The sequence below is a fragment of the Caenimonas sp. SL110 genome (genome assembly GCF_001044395.1).
Lineage (GTDB): Bacteria > Pseudomonadota > Gammaproteobacteria > Burkholderiales > Burkholderiaceae_C > Ramlibacter.
In genome coordinates this window covers 1-1,331 of the sequence record NZ_JANU01000044.1, presented here as the reverse complement: position 1 = coordinate 1,331, position 1,331 = coordinate 1, and the positions used below count along the sequence as shown (strand labels likewise).

At 51.9% G+C, this 1,331-nt stretch carries 1 protein-coding gene; it reads right to left on the bottom strand.

What is annotated here, in order from left to right:
* Nucleotides 1-4 precede the first annotated feature (4 nt).
* Nucleotides 5-1,189 carry an IS4 family transposase gene (locus tag AQ12_RS18915; protein WP_048441524.1) on the bottom strand — a complete coding sequence of 395 codons (1,185 nt, stop codon included), beginning with the start codon at nt 1,187-1,189 and terminating at the stop codon, nt 5-7.
* Between the last annotated feature and the right edge of the window lie 142 nt (nt 1,190-1,331).

Below are 1,331 nucleotides of genomic sequence, written 5' to 3'. Positions count from 1 at the left end.
TCCACTACTGTCCGGTAATTTTCCCGAACAGCCCCAACTGGGGACCCGAGACGCTGGAAGGGTCGATTTCATCGACGTTTTGAATCAACTGCGACAGCGGCGTTTTTTCGAACAAATTGACGCTCAGCACCTGCAGTATGGAGTGCAGGGAAGCGTCGATATTCATCCTCTTCTTCACGATGGCTACCAACACGTAAGTGCTGATGGCGATCCAGATTTGCGTCTTCACTGCGTTGGCGCTGTTGCCGACGAATGCCTTGATGCGCAGGTTTTGCTTGATCCACTTGAAGAACAATTCGATCTGCCATCGGCTCTTGTACAGCATTGCAATTTGCTCGGCTTGCAAGTGAAAATTGTTGGTCAAAAAAATCAGAAGTCGCTCGTGCGTCGAATCGAAAAATTCAATCCTGCGCAAGGACAATGAATAATCTTTTTTGGTGTATCGGCCGGTCAAAATAATATGCTGATCGCTGCGAACGCCAGCGCCTTGCGAGGCGTGCTCGACGTGCTCGACGCGGTAGTGCAAGTTGGACTTGCAGCGAACGACAAAGAAGGCTGCTGCACGGGTAAATTTGATCAGGCGCGCGAAGTGAACGTAGCCCCTGTCCATCACGTAAAAACTGCCTGCCTCCAGAGGTAAATGATCCAGAAAGCTGGCATCGGATTCACGTGCGCCGGTGATGCGTATGAACGCTGGGATATTGCCCCGCAGATCCAGCGATGTATGCACTTTGATCCCGGCTCGCTCTTTGGCTGCAGGGGCCCAGTCGAACAAACTCAAACACAGATCGATCAGCGTTGAATCGATGGCGTAAACAGTCTGAGCCAGTTGCGTGCAAAGCGCATCGTGCTTGGCGTAAAGAGGGCGTGCTACGCCGATCAGATGAAGCGCGAAATCTCCGAAGATGTTGCAGTCACGCTGCTCGTTCGCATCTGCCAAAGTAGTACGCGCAATGCCTCCGCGAAAGCCAGCGCGATACAGCTTGCCCGTGTGGCTTCGCAAGCACGTCTCTATGTCGCGCAAGCTCGCTCGTGAGGTCAACTGCGCGTAAGTCATGCACAGGAATTGATCCCAATGCGAGAAGCTGCGCATCGGATAGCTGCGCGCATATCTATTCACACATTGATCGAAAACTGCACGTGGCAAATGCTGAGTCAGCTGCGCAAAAACCAATGTGCCCGCGTTCATGACCTCTCCTCGCAAATAGCAGCGAGTGTGTGGTCTGGATCAAATTAGAAGTTCTAATAGATTTCTCGCGGACACCCCAAATTCTTTAATCAAATCATGGGGTTGCGATCTGGATGAGAATGCTTCTCCGGACAGTAGTGGA